General features: G+C 68.8%; 18 protein-coding genes and 1 tRNA gene. 9 read left to right on the top strand and 10 right to left on the bottom strand.

Annotated elements, in window-relative coordinates; all coding sequences use genetic code 11:
- Window positions 1–135, bottom strand: a complete 135-nt coding sequence (locus tag IE134_RS34040; RefSeq protein WP_003958712.1) for a DLW-39 family protein — start codon at window positions 133–135, stop codon at window positions 1–3.
- A 291-nt stretch (window positions 136–426) separates the two neighbouring features.
- Here IE134_RS34040 and IE134_RS06410 point away from each other — a divergent pair, with 291 nt between their 5' ends.
- Window positions 427–804 (top strand): DUF6344 domain-containing protein, encoded by a 378-nt coding sequence (locus IE134_RS06410; RefSeq protein WP_030707453.1) that lies wholly within the window; start codon window positions 427–429, stop codon window positions 802–804.
- Between the two features lie 313 nt (window positions 805–1,117).
- On the opposite strand, the gene IE134_RS06405 is transcribed toward IE134_RS06410, so the two are convergent.
- The 9 genes from IE134_RS06405 to dnaA form a co-directional block, all read right to left on the bottom strand.
- Window positions 1,118–1,194: transfer RNA gene (locus IE134_RS06405), tRNA-Ile, on the bottom strand.
- A gap of 78 nt (window positions 1,195–1,272) precedes the next feature.
- Entirely contained in the window at window positions 1,273–1,893 is a 621-nt protein-coding gene (locus tag IE134_RS06400) for a DUF3566 domain-containing protein (protein WP_030707452.1), read from the bottom strand.
- A gap of 94 nt (window positions 1,894–1,987) precedes the next feature.
- Entirely contained in the window at window positions 1,988–4,630 is a 2,643-nt protein-coding gene (gene gyrA / locus IE134_RS06395) for a DNA gyrase subunit A (RefSeq protein ID WP_030707450.1), read from the bottom strand.
- A gap of 47 nt (window positions 4,631–4,677) precedes the next feature.
- A complete protein-coding gene (gene gyrB, locus IE134_RS06390; protein ID WP_030707448.1) occupies window positions 4,678–6,750 on the bottom strand; it encodes a DNA topoisomerase (ATP-hydrolyzing) subunit B in 2,073 nt (690 codons plus the stop codon).
- Between the two features lie 429 nt (window positions 6,751–7,179).
- Window positions 7,180–7,764, bottom strand: coding sequence for a DciA family protein (locus tag IE134_RS06385; protein ID WP_032767653.1), 585 nt, complete (start codon window positions 7,762–7,764; stop codon window positions 7,180–7,182).
- Entirely contained in the window at window positions 7,761–8,891 is a 1,131-nt protein-coding gene (gene recF, locus IE134_RS06380; RefSeq protein WP_030707445.1) for a DNA replication/repair protein RecF, read from the bottom strand. The genes IE134_RS06385 and recF overlap by 4 nt, the downstream gene beginning before the upstream one ends.
- Before the next feature lie 89 nt (window positions 8,892–8,980).
- Entirely contained in the window at window positions 8,981–9,865 is an 885-nt protein-coding gene (gene gnd, locus IE134_RS06375; RefSeq protein WP_030707443.1) for a phosphogluconate dehydrogenase (NAD(+)-dependent, decarboxylating), read from the bottom strand.
- Between the two features lie 161 nt (window positions 9,866–10,026).
- Complete coding sequence (gene dnaN / locus IE134_RS06370) at window positions 10,027–11,157, bottom strand: DNA polymerase III subunit beta (RefSeq protein WP_003967886.1); 1,131 nt, start codon at window positions 11,155–11,157, stop codon at window positions 10,027–10,029.
- Window positions 11,158–12,051: 894 nt separating this feature from the next.
- Complete coding sequence (gene dnaA, locus IE134_RS06365) at window positions 12,052–13,947, bottom strand: chromosomal replication initiator protein DnaA (RefSeq protein WP_078614291.1); 1,896 nt, start codon at window positions 13,945–13,947, stop codon at window positions 12,052–12,054.
- Window positions 13,948–14,327: 380 nt separating this feature from the next.
- Between dnaA and rpmH the strand changes: the two genes are divergently transcribed.
- The 8 genes from rpmH (at window position 14,328) to IE134_RS06325 (ending at window position 20,335) form a co-directional block, all read left to right on the top strand.
- Window positions 14,328–14,465, top strand: a complete 138-nt coding sequence (gene rpmH, locus IE134_RS06360; RefSeq protein WP_003967884.1) for a 50S ribosomal protein L34 — start codon at window positions 14,328–14,330, stop codon at window positions 14,463–14,465.
- 19 nt (window positions 14,466–14,484) lie between these two features.
- Window positions 14,485–14,856 carry a ribonuclease P protein component gene (gene rnpA / locus IE134_RS06355; RefSeq protein ID WP_006125985.1) on the top strand — a complete coding sequence of 124 codons (372 nt, stop codon included), beginning with the start codon at window positions 14,485–14,487 and terminating at the stop codon, window positions 14,854–14,856.
- The gene (gene yidD, locus IE134_RS06350) at window positions 14,853–15,212 is read left to right on the top strand and encodes a membrane protein insertion efficiency factor YidD (RefSeq protein ID WP_078614290.1); all 360 of its coding nucleotides are present in this window, start codon (window positions 14,853–14,855) and stop codon (window positions 15,210–15,212) included. Before rnpA ends, yidD begins: the two co-directional genes overlap by 4 nt.
- A 3-nt stretch (window positions 15,213–15,215) precedes the next feature.
- Window positions 15,216–16,481: a membrane protein insertase YidC gene (gene yidC, locus IE134_RS06345; protein WP_030707437.1), complete on the top strand. Its 1,266-nt coding sequence runs from the start codon at window positions 15,216–15,218 to the stop codon at window positions 16,479–16,481.
- A 14-nt stretch (window positions 16,482–16,495) separates the two neighbouring features.
- Window positions 16,496–17,011: a Jag family protein gene (locus tag IE134_RS06340; protein WP_010060419.1), complete on the top strand. Its 516-nt coding sequence runs from the start codon at window positions 16,496–16,498 to the stop codon at window positions 17,009–17,011.
- 109 nt (window positions 17,012–17,120) lie between these two features.
- Window positions 17,121–17,837, top strand: a complete 717-nt coding sequence (rsmG, locus tag IE134_RS06335) for a 16S rRNA (guanine(527)-N(7))-methyltransferase RsmG (protein WP_030707435.1) — start codon at window positions 17,121–17,123, stop codon at window positions 17,835–17,837.
- Between the two features lie 336 nt (window positions 17,838–18,173).
- Window positions 18,174–19,247, top strand: coding sequence for a ParA family protein (locus IE134_RS06330; protein WP_073822371.1), 1,074 nt, complete (start codon window positions 18,174–18,176; stop codon window positions 19,245–19,247).
- Window positions 19,244–20,335 carry a ParB/RepB/Spo0J family partition protein gene (locus tag IE134_RS06325; RefSeq protein ID WP_098016486.1) on the top strand — a complete coding sequence of 364 codons (1,092 nt, stop codon included), beginning with the start codon at window positions 19,244–19,246 and terminating at the stop codon, window positions 20,333–20,335. Before IE134_RS06330 ends, IE134_RS06325 begins: the two co-directional genes overlap by 4 nt.
- Window positions 20,336–20,600 lie beyond the last annotated feature (265 nt).

Here is a 20,600-nt window from a genome sequence, read left to right as displayed (position 1 = left end):
TCACACACCCGAACCTGCGGGCACGGAGTCGGTCGCCTCCGTCCACAGATCCTGCTCGGCGCGATCCGCCTGGATCTGGCGGTACACGAGGAGCCCACCGATGGCGGCCAGTGCGACCAGGAGAAGCTTCTTCACCGCGCGACCTCGTCTTTCCTTGGCGTAAGGGCCTTATGTCGCCGACTATACACACCGGCCGATACCGATCGGTGACCTGCCCGGACCCCTGTGACACCCCCTCCGCGGCGTCCGGAACGACCTCCCGACACCCCCTCATCGCCGCTCGCGAGGGCCTGTCCAGCCCGGTTGCACCATACGAGTGGTGTTAATCCGAAGATCGGCGCAGAGCGGGCGTCGCTCCCCGGAATCGCGGCCGGGATCCACATGATCGGAGAAGTCAGCAACCGGACCGTCCGAAAGCGAGGGGCCATGAGCACCTTCCAGCCCAAGAACCTCTGGACCGCCTTCATCACCGCCTTCTTCGCCCTCCTGGCGTCGCTGGGCCTCGCCACCGCCGCGGCGAGCACCGCGAACGCCACGAACGCCGCCGCGCAGCCGAGCACCACGACCCACGAGCACACGGGTGCCACCGCGGCAACCCCGATCGCTCCCTCGGTCCGATGGACCCTTCCGCGTGACCGGGCCCTTCCGCCCACGATGAAGCAGCGCATCCGGGCCGAGGCCCACGGCTCCTCCCCGGCCACCCGCCACCTGGCGCTCGACCCCGCGGAGACCGCCCGGACAACCGGTCAGAGCGGCTCCCACCCCACAGCCCCGGAAGGCGACTCCCCGGCCCCGCCCCCCTGATCCCGGCGGCCCACCGCACTCCGGGGCCCCTGGTCCGGTTCACGCCGGCGCCGGGGGCCTTTTCGTGTGCCCGGGCGGCGACCTCATCCGATACGGCGTCGAGCCCCGGCGACGCCGTGCCGGCGGAGACCACCGCGTACAGCCGGAGCGAGACCGACGCCGACGAGCCCCCTCCGGTTCGCGGGCCGCCAGATGGCTGGAGCTCACCGGCCCCTGACCCGGCCACCTCGTCCGCTTCCAGCCGCCACCCGGATCTGAACACCCCGCCCACGCGAAAGGCCCCCCACCGTCTCCGGTGAGGGGCCTTCGTGTCTGGTGGGGCTAACAGGATTTGAACCTGTGGCCTCATCCTTATCAGGGATGCGCTCTAACCAACTGAGCTATAGCCCCGCCGCGCTGTACTGCTCCGCGCTGACTTCTGAAGATTAGCGCACGTCGGGGCCAGTCCCAAAATCGATACTCAGCGCGCTACTCGTCCTCGGCCAGCGTGAGCTCCACGCCGCCCACGAAGCCCGCCGACAGGTTGTAGATGAAGGCGCCCAGCGTCGCCAGCGCGGTGGCCAGGACCACGTCGATCACGGCGATGACCGAGGTGAAGATGAGCACGCGCGGCAGCGACAGGAACGACTGCAGGTCGAATCCGTTGCTCTCGTTCGAGCCGGTCGCCTCGCTGATCGTGCCGCCGACGGTCTCGAAGACGCCCATCGCGTCCATGACCATCCACAGCACCGCCGACGCCACCACCGTGCAGATGCCCAGCGCGATCGACAGCAGGAAGCTGACCTTCATCACCGACCACGGGTCGGCCTTGGCCACCCGCAGACGGGCCTTGCGGGTACGGGGCGTGGTACGCGCCCCCGTGCGCGGCTTGCGCGTCGCCTGAGCGCCGCCCGCGCCCTGCGCACCGCCCAGCGTGCCCCCGCCCTGTCCGGGGCGCTGCTGGCCGCCCTGGGTGCCGCCGCCGGGCGCCTGGTACGCCTGGGGCGGGTGGTACGGCCCCGACGGCCCCGGTGCGGGCTCACGCTCGCCGGGCAGGGGCCCGGTCGCGTAACCCTCGTACTGGGGCTGAGGCCCTCGTGTGTCCGTCACAGTGCCCCCTTGGGAGTCCGTGGCAGGGCCACGGGCACCGTTCGCTCCAGCTCCGGAAGCGGCCGAACCGGCGCCCGTGGCTCCACTCACGCTCTTACTCCTCGTGCTCCCCGGTCGAAGGCTCCGTGCCCTCGACAGTGCCCTCTGCCGTGCCTACGGCGTGGGCCTCGGCCGTCTCGCCCTCGGCATCATCGGTCCCATCGACCTCTTCCGCCTCACGGCCGGCCTCGGCGTTGCGCGCGATGCCGACGACGGCGTCGCGCTTGCCCAGATTGATCAGTTGGACGCCCATGGTGTCACGGCCCGTCTCCCTGACTTCATTGACTCGCGTACGAATCACACCACCGCCGAGCGTGATGGCGAGAATCTCGTCGGTCTCCTCGACCACCAGCGCACCGACGAGCGATCCGCGGTCCTCCACGATCTTGGCGGCCTTGATACCGAGGCCGCCGCGGCCCTGGACGCGGTACTCGTCGACGGGGGTCCGCTTCGCGTACCCGCCGTCGGTAGCGGTGAAGACGAACGTACCGGGCCGGACGACATTCATCGAGAGGAGTTCGTCGCCCTCGCGGAAACTCATCCCCTTCACACCCGAGGTGGCGCGGCCCATCGGGCGCAGCGCGTCGTCCGTCGCGGTGAACCGGATCGACTGGGCCTTCTTGCTGATGAGCAGCAGATCGTCCTCGGCCGAGACCAGCTCGGCGCCGATCAGCTCGTCGTCGCCGCCCTCCGGCATCTCGCGCAGGTTGATCGCGATGACACCGCCCGAGCGCGGGGAGTCGTAGTCCTTGAGCGCGGTCTTCTTCACGAGACCGCCCTTCGTCGCCAGGATCAGGTACGGCACGGCCTCGTAGTCGCGGATCGCGAGGATCTGGGCGATCTTCTCGTCCGGCTGGAAGGCCAGCAGGTTGGCGACGTGCTGGCCGCGCGCGTCCCGCCCGGCATCCGGGAGTTCGTAGGCCTTGGCCCGGTAGACCCGGCCCTTGTTCGTGAAGAACAGCAGCCAGTGGTGCGTCGTCGAGACGAAGAAGTGGTCGACGATGTCGTCTTCCCTGAGCTTCGTCCCGCGCACGCCCTTGCCGCCGCGCTTCTGCGACCGGTAGTCGTCCGTCTTCGTGCGCTTCACATAGCCGCTGCGGGAGATCGTGACGACGATGTCCTCCTCGGCGATCAGGTCCTCGATGGACATGTCACCGTCGAAGGGCACCAGCTGGGAGCGCCGGTCGTCGCCGAACTTGTCGACGATCGCCGCCAGCTCCTCGCTGACGATCTGGCGCTGCTTGGCGGGCGAGGCCAGGATCTCGTTGTACTCGTTGATCTTCGCCTGGAGCTCGTCGTGCTCGGCGGTGATCTTCTGGCGCTCCAGGGCGGCCAGCCGGCGCAGCTGCATCTCCAGGATCGCGTTGGCCTGGAGCTCGTCGATCTCCAGCAGGCCCATCAGGCCCTCGCGCGCGATCTCCACCGTGTTCGAGCGGCGGATGAGGGCGATGACCTCGTCGATGGCGTCCAGGGCCTTGAGGAGGCCGCGCAGGATGTGCGCCCGCTCCTCTGCCTTGCGCAGCCGGAACTTCGTCCGCCGGACGATGACCTCGATCTGATGCGTCACCCAGTGGCGGATGAACGCGTCGATCGACAGCGTGCGCGGCACCCCGTCGACGAGCGCCAGCATGTTGGCGCCGAAGTTCGTCTGGAGGTCGGTGTGCTTGTACAGGTTGTTCAGGACGACCTTGGCGACCGCGTCCCGCTTGAGGACGACGACCAGGCGCTGTCCCGTACGCGAGGAGGTCTCGTCGCGGACGTCCGCGATGCCGCCGACCCTGCCGTCCTTGACCAGGTCGGCGATCTTCTGCGCGAGGTTGTCGGGGTTGGTCTGGTACGGAAGCTCCGTGACGACCAGGCACTGGCGGCCCTGGATCTCCTCGACCGCGACGACCGCGCGCATCGTGATCGAGCCACGGCCGGTGCGGTACGCCTCCTCGATGCCCTTGCGGCCCACGACCAGCGCGCCGGTGGGGAAGTCGGGGCCCTTGATGCGCTCGATCAGCGCGTCCTGCAGCTCCTCGTGCGAGGCCTCGGGGTGATCCAGGTACCACTGGGCACCGGCGGCGACCTCGCGGAGGTTGTGCGGCGGGATGTTGGTCGCCATACCGACCGCGATCCCGGCGGAGCCGTTGACCAGCAGGTTCGGGAAGCGCGCCGGCAGAACCGTCGGCTCCTGGTTGCGGCCGTCGTAGTTGTCCTGGAAGTCGACGGTCTCCTCGTCGATGTCCCGGACCATCTCCATGGACAGCGGCATCATCTTGCACTCGGTGTACCGCATGGCGGCGGCCGGGTCGTTGCCCGGGGAACCGAAGTTGCCGTTGGAGTCCACCAGCGGCATCCGCATCGACCAGTGCTGCGCGAGGCGCACCAGGGCGTCGTAGATGGAGGAGTCGCCGTGCGGGTGGTACGTACCCATGACGTCGCCGACGACGCGGGCGCACTTGTAGAAGCCCTTCTCGGGGCGGTACCCGCCGTCGTACATCGCGTACAGCACCCGGCGGTGGACGGGCTTGAGGCCGTCCCGTACGTCGGGCAGCGCACGCGAGACGATGACGGACATCGCGTAGTCGAGATAGGAGCGCTGCATCTCCGTCTCGAGCTGGACGGGCTCGACACGCATCCCCACGCCGGGGATGGTGCCCTCCTCGTCGGGCGTCGCGGATTCGGGAGTCACAGGGGTGTTCTCGTCGGCCATTGCTGGTCAAAGTCCTTTCGAGCTGCGGCGTGGCTGGTGCGGCCGACTCAGATGTCGAGGAAGCGGACGTCCTTGGCGTTGCGCTGGATGAACGAGCGCCGCGCCTCGACGTCCTCACCCATGAGCACCGAGAACAGGTCGTCGGCCTGCGCCGCGTCGTCCAGCGTGACCTGGCCGAGGACCCGGTGGTCGACGTCCATGGTCGTGACGCGCAGCTCCTCGGCGTTCATCTCGCCGAGGCCCTTGAAGCGCTGGATCGAGTCTTCCTTGATCCGCTTGCCGTTCTGCTTGCCGAGCGCCACCAGGGCGTCGCGCTCCCGGTCCGAGTAGGCGTACTCGAAGTCGTCCCGGCCCCACTTGATCTTGTAGAGCGGCGGGCGGGAGAGGTAGACGTGCCCGGCCTCGACCAGCGGCTTCATGAAGCGGAAGAGAAAGGTCAGCAGCAGGGTGTTGATGTGCTGGCCGTCGACGTCGGCGTCCGCCATCAGGATGATCTTGTGGTAGCGGAGCTTCTCGATGTCGAAGTCCTCGTGGACCCCGGTGCCGAACGCCGAGATCAGCGCCTGGACCTCGGTGTTCTGGAGGATCTTGTCGATCCGGGCCTTCTCGACGTTCAGGATCTTGCCTCGGATGGGCAGGATCGCCTGGTACATCGGGTTGCGGCCGGACTTCGCCGAACCGCCGGCGGAGTCACCCTCGACGATGAAGATCTCGCACTTGGTGGGGTCGTTCGACTGGCAGTCGCTGAGCTTGCCCGGCAGCGAGGCGCTCTCCAGGAGCCCCTTGCGCCGCGTCAGGTCACGCGCCTTGCGGGCCGCCACACGGGCGGTCGAGGCGGCGATGCCCTTACGGATGATGTCGGCGGCCTCGTTGGGATTCCGGTCGAACCAGTCCGTCAGCTGCTCGTGGACGACCTTCTGCACGAAGGTCTTGGCCTCCGTGTTGCCCAGCTTGGTCTTCGTCTGGCCCTCGAACTGCGGCTCGCCGAGCTTCACCGAGATGATCGCGGTGAGACCCTCTCGGACGTCCTCACCGGTGAGGTTGTCGTCCTTGTCGCGCAGCAGCTTCTTGTCGCGCGCGTACCGGTTGACCAGCGAGGTCAGCGCCGCACGGAAGCCCTCCTCGTGCGTACCGCCCTCGTGCGTGTGGATCGCGTTGGCGAAGGAGTAGACACCCTCGGTGTACTGCGTGTTCCACTGCATGGCGATTTCGGCCGAGAGGAGACGGTCCTTGTCCTCGGCCTCGATGTCGATCACCGACTGGTGAATGACGTCGCCCTTGCGGGAGTTGAGGTACTTCACGAAATCGACGATGCCGTTTTCGTAGTGGTACGTGACCGAGCGGGCGGTCTCCTCCTCGGCGGGCTCGACCGCGTCGGCGCTGTCCGCGCCCGCCGTCGCCTTCGCCGACTCACGCTCGTCGGTGAGCTTGAGGGTGAGCCCCTTGTTGAGGAACGCCATCTCCTGGAAGCGGCGCGAGAGGGTCTCGAAGCTGTACTCGGTGGTCTCGAAGATGTCCCCGTCGGCCCAGAAGGTGACCGTGGTGCCGGTCTCCTCGGTGGCCTCGTGCTTGGCCAGCGGCGCGGTCGGGACACCGAGCTTGTAGTCCTGGGTCCAGCGGTATCCGTCGGTCTTGACCTCGACGGAGACCCGGGTGGACAGGGCGTTGACGACGGAGACGCCGACGCCGTGCAGACCGCCGGAGACGGCGTAGCCGCCGCCGCCGAACTTGCCGCCCGCGTGCAGCACGGTCAGCACGACCTCGACGGCCGGCTTCCCTTCGGACGGCACGATGCCGACCGGGATGCCACGGCCGTTGTCGATGACCCGCACCCCGCCGTCGGGGAGGATCGTGACGTCGATGGTGTCCGCGTGGCCCGCCATCGCTTCGTCGACGGAGTTGTCGACGACCTCTTGCACGAGGTGGTGCAGGCCGCGCTCACCGGTCGAGCCGATGTACATGCCAGGCCGCTTGCGGACCGCGTCCAGCCCTTCCAGCACGGTGATCGCGCTGGCGTCGTACGAGGTCTCGGGGACCTCGCCCGGCTCACCGGCCGTGGACGGAATGTTCTCGTTGGGGTTGCCGGAATCGGCCACGAAGCGCCCTTTCTGGCACAGCACAGGCCGTTCTCCGGACAGGCGGGAGCGGCTGCGTCGTTCGGCTTGTATCGACGACTCCCGCCTCAGCGGCGGGATTACTCACCAGTCTACCGGTAGCGCCGACATGAATGGGGGTTTGCCGGTACCTGAGTACGCATGTGCCGCCCTGAATGAGCGGCTGACGACTCCCCATATTCGGGAAGGGGCTCCAAGAGGCCCTGAAGGGCTTTGAGCGCTTCGGCCTGTCAACCCACCGCTACGGTGAGGGACGCTCCGGCCGTACCGTCCGGTTTCCTCACGCGCGAACCCTGACGAACCCACCCACAAGCTCGCCCGGTACACGACAATTTTACGCCGAAAGTGCAGCTCAGCGTTGCCATCGGCTCAGCCGCGCGACCACCTGCGGCCTCGGCCCGGCGGCCCGACCACCTGCGGCCGGCGCCCCGAGGCTCATCCGTAGGTGTCGCCCGGGCCCTTGCTGCCGGGTGCCCGCAACGGTCCGTACCGGCGCTCCGGGCCCCCCGGCCCGACCACCTTGATCATCCGTACGGTGCCCTGCCCCAGATCCGCGTTCAGCCGGGCCACCAGCTGCGGGGCCAGCAGCCGCAGCTGCGTCGCCCACGCCGTCGAGTCACAGCTCACGGTCAGCACCCGGGCGGCCGGATCGTCGTCGTACCGCAGAGGAACGCAGTGCTTCGCCAGGTCGTCGCCGACGATCTGCGGCCACCGGCCCATCACCCCGCCGACCGCCGCGGGCGTCTCCCAGCCCCGCTCGGTGATCAGCCGGCTGATCGCGGAGCCCAGCGCCTGCGGGTCCCGGCCGTCCGACCGGGCCCCCGAGCGCAGTCCGCCACCCCGCCGCGCCTGTTTCTTCTGCTGCGCCGCCGCACCCCGCGCCCTGGCCTGCTCCTTCGCGGCCCGCAACGCGACCCGGGCGAGATCGACCCCGGACACCTCGGGCGGCTTCGGGCTCCCGGCCTCCGGCGCACCGCCGACCGCGCCCGCCTCGCCCGGCCGCTCGTCCCGGCCGGTCATACGCGCTCCACCTCGCCCGCGGACACCGCGTACCGCGTCCCCGCCAGCACGCCCGGCACATCCTCCGCGACCGCGGCCGTCACCAGCACCTGCTCGCCGGGGGCCACCAGCTCCGCCAGCCGCTCCCGGCGGCGGGCGTCCAGCTCGGCGAAGACGTCGTCCAGCACCAGCACCGGCTCGTTGCCCTCGGAGCGCAGCAGCTCGTAACTGGCGAGCCGCAGCGCCAGTGCATAGCTCCAGGACTCGCCGTGACTCGCGTACCCCTTGGCCGGCATCCCGCGCAGGCCCAGCAGCAGATCGTCGCGGTGCGGTCCGACCAGCGTCACGCCCCGCTCGATCTCCTGCTTCCGGACGCCCGCGAGCGCCGCGATCAGCTGCTCGTACAGCTCGTCGCGGGTGCGCTCGGGACCCACGTCGTCGCCGACCGAGCTGCGGTACTCCAGCGCCACCGGGCCACCGCCCGGCGCGACGTCCCCGTACGCCTTGTCGGCCAGCGGCTGGAGCGTGGCGATCAGATCGAGGCGCTGCGCGAGCAACTCGGCGCCCACCCGGCCCAGGTGCTGGTCCCAGACGTCCAGGGTGGACAGATCCATCGAACGGCCGCCGTGCCGCCGGGCCATCGCCGCGGACTTCAGCAGGGTGTTGCGCTGCTTGAGCACGCGTTCGTAGTCGGAGCGGACCCCGGCCATCCGGGGCGAGCGCGCGGTGACCAGCTCGTCCAGGAACCGCCGCCGCTCACCGGGATCACCCTTGACCAGCGCCAGGTCCTCCGGGGCGAACAGCACGGTCCGCACGATGCCCAGCACATCACGCGGCCTGACCTGCGAGGACCTGTTGATACGGGCCCGGTTCGCCCGGCCCGGGTTCAGTTCCAGTTCGACCAGCTGCGAGCGCTCGCCCTGGGTCACCGCCGCCCGGATCACCGCCCGCTCCGCGCCCATGCGCACCAGCGGGGCGTCCGAGGAGACCCGGTGGCTGCCGAGGGTGGCGAGATAGCCGACGGCCTCGACGAGATTCGTCTTGCCCTGCCCGTTGGGCCCCACGAACGCGGTGACGCCCGGGTCGAGAGGGACCTCGACCCGGGCGTACGAGCGGAAGTCGGCCAGCGAGAGATGCGTGACGTGCATGGTGGCCAGCCTCTCCCGTTGTTGTCGGTGCTTCCGCTTCGCGGTTTCTCACGTCGTGCCGCGCCGCCGGATCTCCGGCGGCGGGCCGGTCAGTTCTCGGTCTTGGACTCGACCGCGTGGCCGCCGAACTGGTTGCGCAGCGCGGCGATCATCTTCATCTGCGGCGAGTCGTCCTGACGCGAGGCGAACCGCGCGAACAGCGACGCCGTGATCGCGGGCAGCGGCACCGCGTTGTCGATGGCGGCTTCCACCGTCCAGCGGCCCTCGCCCGAGTCGGCGGCGAAGCCCCGGAGCTTGTCCAGGTGCTCGTCGTCGTCCAGCGCGTTGACCGCGAGGTCGAGCAGCCAGGAACGGATGACCGTGCCCTCCTGCCAGGAGCGGAAGACCTCGCGCACATCGGTGACGGAGTCGACCTTCTCCAGCAGCTCCCAGCCCTCGGCGTAGGCCTGCATCATGGCGTACTCGATGCCGTTGTGGACCATCTTCGCGAAGTGGCCGGCACCGACCTTGCCCGCGTGGACGGAGCCGAAGTCGCCCTCGGGCTTCAGCGCGTCGAAGACCGGCTGGACCTTCGCGACGTTCTCCTCGGTGCCGCCGTACATCAGGGCGTAGCCGTTCTCCAGGCCCCAGACACCGCCGGAGACACCGCAGTCGACGAAGCCGATGCCCTTGATGCCCAGCTCGACGGCGTGCTTCTCGTCGTCGGTCCAGCGCGAGTTGCCGCCGTCGACGACGACGTCGCCGGGCGAGAGCAGCTCGGCCAGCTCGTCGATCGTGGACTGGGTCGCGGCACCGGCCGGGACCATCACCCAGACGACCCGCGGGCCCTTCAGCTTGCCCACAAGCTCTTCGAGACTGTGGACATCGGCGACATCCGGGTTGCGGTCGTAACCGATGACGGTGTGGCCTGCGCGGCGGATGCGCTCGCGCATGTTGCCGCCCATCTTGCCGAGGCCGACGAGACCGAGCTCCATCAGAGATTCCTTAAGCGTCGTGGCGATAAGCGTCGGGGCGTTTGCACCCACGACCGAGCCTACGCCCGGCCGGGGACAGCGCGGCGGGCCCGCTCCGCGCCGAGCGGGCCCGCCGGAAACTGCCGCGGAAAACGTCCCCCGATCGGGCGGGGGAGGCGGGATCAGCCGGAGAGACGCACCGGCATGATCAGGTACTTGTACGCGTCGTCCGCCTCGGCGTCGACGGCCGGGCGGCCGCTGAGCAGGGCGGGCTTGGTGGACGTGGTGAACGAGAGCTGGGCGACCGGGGAGTCGATCGCGCTCAGCCCGTCCAGCAGGAACGTCGGGTTGAAGGCGATCGAGATGTCGTCGCCCTCCAGCACCGCGTCGACCCTCTCCACAGCCTGTGCGTCGTCGCTGGAACCGGCCTCCAGGATGAGGACGCCCTGCTCGAAGCTGAGCCGTACGGGGGTGTTGCGCTCGGCGACCAGGGCCACGCGCTTGACGGCCTCGACGAAGGGGGCCGTCTCGATCACCGCGACGGAGTTGAACTCGGTCGGGAACAGCGTGCGGTACTTCGGCAGGTCGCCTTCGAGCAGCCGCGTGGTCGTGCGGCGCCCGGCGCCCTCGAAACCGATCAGGCCCTCGCCCGCGCCGGATCCGGAGAGCGCCAGGGTGACCGTGTCACCGCTGGTGAGCGCCTTGGCGGTGTCCAGGAGCGTCTTGGCGGGCACCAGGGCGACCGCGGAGGCGTCCGCGTTCTCCGGCTTCCACAGGAACTCGCGGACCGCGAAGCGGTAGCGGTCGGTGGAGGCGAGGGTGACCGTGTCGCCCTCGATCTCGATCCGCACACCGGTGAGCACGGGCAGCGTGTCGTCGCGGCCGGCGGCGATGGCGACCTGGGCGGCGGCCGAGGCGAAGACCTCACCGGGGACGGTGCCCGTGGCGGTCGGCATCTGCGGCAGCGCGGGGTACTCCTCCACAGGCAGTGTGTGGAGGGTGAAGCGGGAGGAGCCGCAGACGACCGTGGCCCGCACACCGTCGGTGGAGATCTCCACCGGGCGGTTGGGAAGGGCGCGGCAGATGTCGGCGAGCAGCCGGCCGGAGACGAGCACCGTGCCGTCCTCGTCGATCTCCGCGTCGACGGAGACCCGTGCGGAGACCTCGTAGTCGAAGCTGGAGAAGCTGAGAGCTCCGTCCTCGGCCTTCAGCAGAAGGCCCGCGAGAACGGGCGCCGGCGGACGGGCCGGGAGGCTGCGGGCCACCCAGGCCACCGCCTCCGCGAGTACATCGCGCTCCACCCGGATCTTCACCGGAACCGCCTCCTGCTGTTGCTCGCTCGCCCTGCTGGCCTTCGTCGTCTGGACCGGAGTCCGCTGCCGAGACGGCGGAGGCTCCGGGGTCCAGTCTGACGTACGGCACCGACAGCCGTTGCTGCTCGGGGTCAAGTCGGGCCAAGAGGTTCGCGGCGGTCGACGGTCGAGTTGTACACAGGCCCCACTTCGAAGCGGATTCCTGGCTAACTCTGGGTGGTAGTAGTAGTAGGCCTTGTGGATACCGTGGATAACGTCGTTTGCGCAGGTCAGCGACTGTTTTTTGTCCACCGGTCCTGTGGGTGGCGCCCGTGGACAACCCGGGCTTTCTGTGGACGGACGAAAGTTCTGCACACCCGATGCACAGGAGGGGGCCACTTCTCCCCAGACCTGTCCCCAGCTTTACCCCTGTTCCCCACAGCCCAACCCAGCCCCTTGGTGTGACGCCTTTCACTCCGGGCGGTGAGAGCGTGTGTTGCGTTGCCGAACAGTGGACAGGGGTGTGGAGAAGCAGGGCCAAGCTGGGGACAACACCGCTCAGCCTGTGGGCCGCCGGTGGACAACATCGACGGCCCCCTGTGGACGAAGATTCTGTCCACAGGCTGTGGATCATCGTTGGCCACAAATCCCCAAGCACATGACCTGGCCTGATGGAGTATCGGCAGCGCGCCCTGTGGACGCAATATGGACAACTTCCCAGTCCCCAGGCTGTGGACGGAAGATTTCTCGCACATCTGTGGAGAAGGGCCTCTGAGCTGCTCGTATTCGAACAGCGCCGGTGTGGAGGAGACTGCTGCGACGGCTCCCGGGACCCCTCAGGAACGACGAAAGGCGCCTCGCGCGGACCCTGGGAGGCCGGTGCGAGGCGCCTTGAGAGGCGTTGAGAGGGCTGCGTCAGCCGTTCTTGATGCGGTTGGTCAGCTCGGTGACCTGGTTGTAGATGGAGCGGCGCTCCGCCATCAGCGCCCGGATCTTCCGGTCCGCGTGCATCACCGTCGTATGGTCGCGGCCACCGAACTGCGCGCCGATCTTCGGCAGCGAGAGGTCGGTGAGCTCGCGGCACAGATACATGGCGATCTGGCGTGCCGTCACCAGGACCCGGCTGCGCGAGGATCCGCAGAGGTCGTCCACGGTGAGCCCGAAGTAGTCCGCGGTGGCCGCCATGATGGCCGGCGCCGTGATCTCCGGGGCGGACTCCTCGCCGCCCGGGATCAGATCCTTGAGGACGATCTCGGTCAGCCCGAGGTCCACCGGCTGCCGGTTCAGCGAGGCGAAGGCGGTCACCCGGATCAGGGCGCCCTCCAGCTCACGGATGTTGCGCGAGATCCGCGAGGCGATGAACTCCAGCACCTCCGGCGGGGCGTTGAGCTGCTCCTGCACCGCCTTCTTACGGAGGATCGCGATCCGGGTCTCCAGCTCGGGCGGCTGGACGTCGGTCGTCAGACCCCACTCGAAGCGGTTGCGCAGCCGGTCCTCCAGCGTCACCAGCTGCTTGGGCGGCCGGTCCGAGGAGAGCACGATCTGCTTGTTCGCGTTGTGCAGCGTATTGAAGGTGTGGAAGAACTCCTCCTGCGTCGACTCCTTGCTCGCCAGGAACTGGATGTCGTCGACCAGCAGGATGTCCACGTCGCGGTAGCGCTTGCGGAAGGTGTCGCCCTTGCCGTCGCGGATCGAGTTGATGAACTCGTTGGTGAACTCCTCCGAGCTCACGTACCGCACCCGGGTCCCCGGGTAGAGGCTCCGCGCGTAGTGCCCGATGGCGTGCAGCAGGTGGGTCTTGCCGAGCCCCGACTCCCCGTAGATGAACAGGGGGTTGTACGCCTTCGCGGGTGCCTCGGCGACGGCGACGGCCGCGGCGTGTGCGAACCGGTTGGACGCCCCGATGACGAAGGTGTCGAAGAGGTACTTCGGGTTCAGCCGGGCGTGCGGTTCGCCGGGACCCGGCGCGGGGGCCGGCTGGGCGCCCATCGGACCGGGGACCGAGCCGCCGGTCCGCCCGGGGCCGTGGCCCGGACCGGTCTGGCGGTGCTGCGGCTGCTGCTGGTCCTGCCGGTCGGGGCGCTGCTGCTCGTACCCCTGGTGCTCGGGCGGCTGCGACCGGTAGTCGTGGCTCGGCTGCTGCGGGCGCCCGGTGCCGTACGGCTCGCGCCACTGCTCGGCGGGCTGGTCCCGGTACTGCTCGTTCTCCCGGTACGTGTCGCTGTCGCGGTACGGCTCACCGGCGGGCTGCTCGCGGTCCTGGTACCCGCTGTGCCGCGGCTGCTGCCAGGAGAGGTCTTCCTGGGTACGCGGCCAGGCGCCGGGCTCCGGGCGCTGCTGCTGGTAGTCGGGGTAGGCCGGCCGGGCCGTCGGCATACCGTCGTCGGAGGGCCGGTGACCGTATCCGTCGTACGCGTCGCCCCGAGGAGTGTCGTCGCGCGGCTGCCCCGGGTAGCGGTGATCCTGCTGGCTCCCGCGCGGCTGGTGCTGCTGATGCGACTGGTGCATCGGGGGCGCCGGCGGGGATGGGGGATCCCCCGCGGAGTCGTCCACGGTGATCGCGATCCGGATGGGGCGGCCGCACTCCCGGGTCAGCGTCTCGCTGATGAGCGGCGCGAGCCTGCCCTCCAGGACGCGCTTGCCCCATTCATTGGGGACGGCCAGCAGTGCGGTGTCGGCGACGAGTGCCAGCGGCTGGCAGCGCTCGATCCACTGCTTGTCCTTCGGCTCGATGCCCTGCTGGCCCTCCCCGAGGAGTTGTTCCAGCACTCGTGGCCACACTGCGGCAAGATCGGCAGGTACGTCAGCCACAAGGCACGCTCTCTCGCATGTCCCACGAATGTGTGGTTCTCGGGACGGGATGGGTCGGGTCGGGTGAGCCCGGCAGTCGGGAAGGAAAAGAACCGGAGTTCCGTCACGGTAGTCAGGCCGACCCGCGCGGTTCAAGTTGTTGTCCACAGGCTGTGCACAATGGGGGGTCGCGCGGAGCCGGTTTGACCGGATGGCGTAGCCGCGCGTACCGTGACCAGGTCGAGTTGTCGATGGCTGCTGCCGCCTGCCTCCGATGGGCAAAGATCACGATCTGTGATTGTGAAGCGGTGCACTAAGGCGTTTACGCGAGTTCCTCGTGGGCGCACGGTGACAGCCAGGCGATGTCCCGCCAAGACACGAATCATTTCTGGAGCCCCCGAGTGAGCAAGCGCACCTTCCAGCCGAACAACCGCCGTCGCGCCAAGACCCACGGCTTCCGTCTGCGCATGCGTACCCGTGCCGGCCGTGCGATCCTCGCGAACCGCCGCGGCAAGGGCCGCAGCAGCCTGTCCGCCTGATCGCTCACAGGTCCATGACGTGCTGCCTACCGAGAATCGGCTGAGGCGGCGCGAGGACTTCGCGACCGCGGTACGACGAGGACGTCGAGCCGGACGTCCGCTGCTCGTCGTCCATCTACGCAGCGGTGAAACGGACCCGCACGTGACAGGGGAGACTGTTCCCCCGCCGCGTGCGGGTTTCGTTGTCAGCAAGGCCGTGGGGGGCGCCGTCGTCCGGACCGCGGTGAAGCGGAAGCTTCGCCACCTGGTCCGCGACCGGCTGGCTCAGCTGCCCCCCGGTAGCCTTGTTGTCGTACGGGCGCTGCCCGGTGCGGGCGACGCCGACCATGCACAGCTGGCCCGAGACCTGGACGCCGCTCTTCAGCGGCTGCTGGGAGGGGGCGCGCGATGAAGTACCCGCTGCTTGCTCTCATCAAGCTGTACCAGTGGACGATCAGTCCACTCCTCGGGCCTGTCTGCCGTTATTACCCGTCGTGTTCCCACTATGGATATACGTCGATCGACAGGCACGGTGCGATCAAGGGAACTGCGCTGACCGCTTGGCGCATCCTGCGGTGCAATCCGTGGTCACCCGGCGGTGTGGATCATGTCCCGCCTCGTAAGCGTCCGCGGTGGCACGAGCTGCTGCGCAATGCCGTGCGCGGCGAAAAGGGCGGGGAGTCCGCCGCTGATGTGCCGTCCGGGGGGTCGGTCTCCGAACCTCCGAGCCCGGCCGCAGAGACCTCGCCCAATGCTCAAGGAGCCTGATTAGTGGACACGATTGCCAGTCTGTTCAGCTTTATCACCACACCTGTCTCATGGGTCATCGTCCAGTTCCACAAGGTCTACGGAGCGCTCTTCGGCGATGACTCCGGATGGGCCTGGGGTCTGTCGATCGTTTCCCTGGTGGTGCTGATCCGGATCTGCCTGATCCCGCTCTTCGTGAAGCAGATCAAGTCGACCCGCAACATGCAGGTGCTCCAGCCGAAGATGAAGGCGATCCAGGAGCGCTACAAGAACGACAAGCAGCGTCAGTCCGAAGAGATGATGAAGCTGTACAAGGAGACGGGCACCAACCCGCTCTCCTCGTGCCTTCCCATCCTGGCGCAGTCCCCGTTCTTCTTCGCCCTGTACCACGTGCTGTCGTCCATCGCCTCGGGCAAGAAGATCGGCGCGATCAACCAGGACCTGCTGGACAGCGCCCGCCAGGCCCACATCTTCGGCGCCCCGCTCGCGGCGAAGTTCACGGACAGCGTCGAGAAGGTCACCTCGCTCGACGCCTCCCTGACGGACGTCCGGATCGTCACCGCGATCATGATCGTGCTGATGTCCGCGTCGCAGTTCTTCACCCAGCGCCAGCTGATGACGAAGAACGTCGACCTGACGGTGAAGACCCCGTACATGCAGCAGCAGAAGATGCTGATGTACATCTTCCCGGTCATCTTCGCCGTGATGGGCATCAACTTCCCCGTCGGTGTCCTCGTCTACTGGCTGACCACCAACGTCTGGACCATGGGTCAGCAGATGTACGTGATCAACCAGAACCCGACGCCGGGCAGCAAGGCGCAGGACGCCTACCTCCAGCGGGTGCTCAAGAGCGTGACCTCCCACGGCGAGGTGCGTGGCCGTACCCGGCGCAAGATGGTCAAGGCGATCGTCGCCAAGGGCTCCGACCGCAACGACATCGAGCGCAAGTTCATCACCGGGCTCGGCAAGCTGGGTCTCGCGGCCCAGGAGGACGGCACGGTGGCGAAGAGCGAGACCGCCACGGCCGACGCCGAGGGCGGTCAGGCGCACAAGCGCCAGCAGCCCAAGCGCCAGACCAAGGCGAAGCGCCAGACGACAGGTCACACGACGGCGGGCGCCAAGGACACGGAATCCGCGGCAGCCGGTTCCAAGACCTCGCTCGAGAAGCAGGACGCACCGCAGGACAGCAAGCCGAAGTCGGCGGGCAAGCCCGCCTCCGGCTCCTCACGCCAAGCCAAGACCGGGCAGCGCAAGGGTCCGCAGCGGCCCAAGCACCCGTCCAAGAAGTAAGAAGGAGTCCATCCGTGACGGAAGGCACCACCTCCACGGCCGCCGCTGAGGCGGGCAGCGACACCCTGACCCGCCTGGAGCAGGAGGGCGAGATCGCGGCCGACTACCTCGAGGGACTGCTCGACATCGCCGACCTCGACGGCGACATCGACATGGACGTCGAGGCGGACCGGGCCGCAGTGTCGATCATCAGCGAATCGGCACGTGACCTCCAGAAGCTCGTGGGCCGCGACGGTGAGGTCCTGGAGGCGCTCCAGGAGCTGACGCGGTTGGCCGTCCACCGGGAGACCGGCGACCGCAGCCGTCTGATGCTGGACATCGGCGGCTTCCGGGCCAAGAAGCGCGCGGTCCTCGCGGAGCTGGGTGCCAAGGCCGCGAACGAGGTCAAGAGCACGGGCGAGCCGGTGAAGCTGGACCCGATGACGCCGTTCGAGCGCAAGGTCGTGCACGACGCGATCGCCGCGGCCGGTCTCCGGAGCGAGTCGGAGGGCGAGGAGCCGCAGCGCTTCGTCGTCGTTCTCCCGGCCTGACCGGATCCTTGTACTGTCGGCCCCGTCTGTACGCAGGCGGGGCCGATCTTTGTCAGCCTGATAGTCAGCCACCCACAGTGCGCGAGTGCGGTACGGAAGGACGGTCCCCGTGACGGAGGCAGCAGAGCTCCCCCAGGCACCTGCGGAGGCGCGGGCGGTGTTCGGAGAGCTCTTCCCGGAGGCTGTCCGGTACGCGGAGCTTCTGGCGGATGCCGGGGTCAAGCGCGGCCTGATCGGCCCGCGTGAGGTCCCCCGGCTGTGGGAGCGGCACCTGCTGAACTGCGCCGTGCTCTCCGAGGTCGTGCCCGAGGGTGTCACCGTCTGCGATGTGGGCTCGGGCGCGGGTCTGCCCGGCATCCCGCTGGCTCTGGTACGCCCCGACCTCAAGATCACCCTGCTGGAACCGCTGCTCCGGCGGACGAACTTCCTCCAGGAGGTCGTCGAGCTGCTCGGCCTGGACCATGTGACGGTCGTACGCGGCCGGGCCGAGGAGGTCCTCGGGACGCTGCAGCCCGTTCAGGTGGTGACCGCCCGGGCGGTGGCGCCGCTGGACCGGCTTGCGGGCTGGGGCGTTCCGCTGCTCAAGCCGTACGGGGAGATGCTCGCGCTCAAGGGCGACACCGCGGAGGAGGAGATCGCCGGCGCCCGGGCCGCGCTCAGCAAGCTCGGCGTCGTGGAGACCGAGGTGCTCCACGTCGGCGAGGGCGTCGTCGACCCGCTCTCCACGGTGGTCCGTGTTGTGGTGGGAGAGAGCCCGGGCGGTGTGAGGTTCGCCGCAAAGAGGGCCAAGGCCGCTCGCACGGGGCGCACGCGCAGGCGTCGCTGAGGCTTCTCTGAGGCGTCTCTGATGCGGCGATATCGTCAGGCCGGGAGGGCCTGGGAGCGTGCGTTATGCGAACTCTGCTGCCTCTCGGGTTGCTTAGCAGTGTTTGGTCCGGAAAGTAGCGATACCTCACCGCTGCGGAGTGTCGTGGCCTGGTAGTTGCTCCGCAGGGGCATCGTGTTTCACGTGAAACGTCGCTCTCTGCTGCAGGGAATCATCAGCCGCGGTCGTGCGGCTGCCACGCCGCGCGACCGCAAGCCCGGACGGGTGGCCGAGTTGTCCACACGCCCGGATTCATCCACAGAACAGCGGGCCTCGCTGGTTCACGACCCCGAAAGCATGGCAGGCTCTGTTCATTGCGAGCCTGAAGTCGAGGAGAGTGAATCCTTGCGGTCCGACGCCAACATCGCGGGACCGATGACCGACCCGGTCCCCGGTCCCCGAACCGAGTCCGTGGGTGAGGGTGTTTCACGTGAAACACCGCCGCCGATGGACGACACACCCATCGGCCGTGCCGCTCAGCTGGCGGTCGAGGCCCTTGGCCGCGCCGGCGAAGGGCTGCCCCGTCCTGACCGCACCCGCGTCATGGTCGTGGCCAACCAGAAGGGCGGGGTCGGTAAGACGACCACGACGGTCAACCTTGCCGCTTCGCTGGCCCTGCACGGTGCGCGCGTTCTGGTGGTCGACCTCGACCCGCAGGGCAACGCCTCCACGGCTCTGGGCATCGATCACCATGCCGATGTCCCCTCGATCTACGACGTCCTGGTGGACAGCCGCCCCCTCTCCGAGGTGGTCCAGCCCGTACCGGACGTAGAGGGCCTCTTCTGTGCCCCCGCGACCATCGATCTCGCCGGTGCGGAGATCGAGCTGGTCTCGCTGGTGGCGCGGGAGAGCCGGCTTCAGCGGGCGATCCAGGCCTACGAGCAGCCGCTGGACTACATCCTCATCGACTGCCCGCCCTCGCTGGGACTGCTGACGGTGAACGCGCTGGTGGCTGGCGCCGAGGTGCTGATCCCCATCCAGTGCGAGTACTACGCGCTGGAAGGCCTGGGGCAGCTCCTGCGGAACGTCGACCTGGTGCGGGGCCATCTGAACCCGGATCTGCATGTCTCGACGATCCTGCTGACGATGTACGACGGACGGACGAGGCTCGCCTCCCAGGTCGCCGAGGAGGTCCGTACCCACTTCGGCAAGGAAGTGCTCCGGACGAGCATCCCGCGGTCGGTGCGCATCTCGGAGGCTCCGAGTTACGGGCAGACCGTGCTGACCTACGATCCGGGATCCAGCGGCTCGCTCTCGTATCTCGAAGCCGCCCGGGAGATCGCCCTGCGGGGCGTCGGTGTGCACTACGAGGCTCAGCACGCCCACACGAGCATTCAGAACAGCCAGCAGAACGCGGAGGGCCTTCAGTGAGTGAGCGTCGTAGAGGACTGGGGCGTGGGCTCGGTGCGCTGATCCCCGCCGCTCCTCAGGAGAAGCAGGTGCAGACGCCCGGCAGTGGCGCGGCGTCCGGCACGGGGCCGGTGCTGACGGCGGAGCGCGGGGTGGCCGCCGCGAAGGTGACAGCGCTGCCGTCCGCCCCGGTGGTGCCGGAGCCGGCGTCCGCCCCGGAGGACCGGTCCGAGCAGGGCGTCGGTACGTCCGGCGCGTACTTCGCCGAGCTCCCGATCGGGGCGATCACCCCGAACCCGCGTCAGCCCCGTGAGGTCTTCGACGAGGACGCGCTGGCCGAGCTGGTCGTCTCCATCAAGGAGGTCGGCCTTCTCCAGCCGGTCGTCGTCCGCAAGGTGGGCCCGGACAGCTATGAGCTCATCATGGGTGAGCGCCGGTGGAGGGCGTGCCGCGAAGCTGGCCTGGAGCGGATTCCCACGATCGTCCGCGCCACGGACGACGAGAAGCTGCTGCTGGACGCGCTGCTGGAGAACCTCCACCGGGCTCAGCTGAACCCGCTGGAAGAGGCCGCTGCATATGACCAGCTGCTCAAGGACTTCAAGTGCACCCATGACCAGCTGGCCGACCGGATCGGCCGCTCCCGCCCACAGGTGTCGAACACGCTGAGGCTTCTGCGGCTGTCCCCGCCGGTGCAGCGCCGGGTCGCCGCGGGCGTTCTCTCCGCCGGTCATGCCCGGGCCCTGCTGTCCGTGGACGACTCCGAGGAGCAGGACCGGCTGGCCCACCGTATCGTGGCCGAGGGGCTGTCGGTGCGGGCCGTCGAGGAGATCGTGACGCTGATGGGCTCGCGTCCCACGAGCTCTCCGAAGTCCAAGGGGCCGAGGGCCGGCGGGCGTCTGTCCCCCGCCCTGACCGACCTGGCGACGCGTCTGTCCGACCGCTTCGAGACCCGGGTGAAGGTCGACCTGGGGCAGAAGAAGGGCAAGATCGTCGTCGAGTTCGCTTCGATGGAGGACCTGGACCGCATCCTGGGCAGCCTCGCCCCGGGCGAGGGCCGGGTGCTGGAGCGTCGGCTCGCCGAGACGCCCGAGGAGGACGACGAGGGCTGAGCCTCAGGGTTTCATCGAAGGGCGGGCCGTGCGCCGGTGCATACCGGAACACGGCCCGCCCTTTGCCCTCTCTCGGTATCCGCATCACCTCTGGGTGGATACGATGCGTTCTGGGACGGCGCATCCACGGTGAACGACCTCGGAGGAGGGCGGAGACCTTGCGAAGAGTAAGCCGCAGTCGGCTCGTCACGGTCGGTCTCGGCCTGGGCGCCGTCGGCGGATTCGTCGGCAGTCTGTTCCGCGAACGGAGCGCGCTGGCGGCCGC

It is taken from the genome of Streptomyces rubiginosohelvolus, from assembly GCF_014649875.1.
GTDB lineage: Bacteria > Actinomycetota > Actinomycetes > Streptomycetales > Streptomycetaceae > Streptomyces > Streptomyces rubiginosohelvolus.
The sequence above is the reverse complement of the archived record's forward strand: the minus strand, read 5'-3'. Positions and strand labels throughout refer to the sequence as shown.

Coding starts and splice junctions, on each gene's coding strand:
- IE134_RS06410 (WP_030707453.1), top strand. CDS start 427: ATGAGCACCTTCCAGCCCAAGAACCTCTGGACCGCCTTCATCACCGCC.
- yidD (WP_078614290.1), top strand. CDS start 14,853: ATGAAGTACCCGCTGCTTGCTCTCATCAAGCTGTACCAGTGGACGATC.
- IE134_RS06385 (WP_032767653.1), bottom strand. CDS start 7,764: ATGACCGGCCGGGACGAGCGGCCGGGCGAGGCGGGCGCGGTCGGCGGT.
- gyrA (WP_030707450.1), bottom strand. CDS start 4,630: ATGGCCGACGAGAACACCCCTGTGACTCCCGAATCCGCGACGCCCGAC.
- IE134_RS06330 (WP_073822371.1), top strand. CDS start 18,174: ATGGCAGGCTCTGTTCATTGCGAGCCTGAAGTCGAGGAGAGTGAATCC.
- gnd (WP_030707443.1), bottom strand. CDS start 9,865: ATGGAGCTCGGTCTCGTCGGCCTCGGCAAGATGGGCGGCAACATGCGC.
- recF (WP_030707445.1), bottom strand. CDS start 8,891: ATGCACGTCACGCATCTCTCGCTGGCCGACTTCCGCTCGTACGCCCGG.